At 53.2% G+C, this 248-nt stretch carries 1 protein-coding gene; it reads right to left on the reverse strand.

Going from position 1 to position 248, the window contains the following annotated elements:
• On the reverse strand, nt 1-248 hold a 248-nt coding region (locus Q4563_RS21590), incomplete at both ends, for a redoxin domain-containing protein (protein ID WP_303605986.1).

Below are 248 nucleotides of genomic sequence, written 5' to 3' on the forward strand. Positions count from 1 at the left end.
GGGTAGTATCTGCCCCCATGGTCAGCTGCAGGCCTGCCAGTACCGGTTCGGTTTCGGCAAACCGCTTATGCGAGAACTTGGAGTCCACAGACACGGGCAAGATTTCCACGCCCAGCGCCTGAAATTCATCATATTTGGCGTTCATGGCCGCGATTTCAGTCGGGCAAACAAAGGTAAAGTCGGCAGGGTAGAAACACACCACAACCCATTTGCCTTTGAAATCCTCACTCGACACCGTTGTGTAATGC

The sequence above is a fragment of the Gilvimarinus sp. 1_MG-2023 genome, assembly GCF_030548285.1.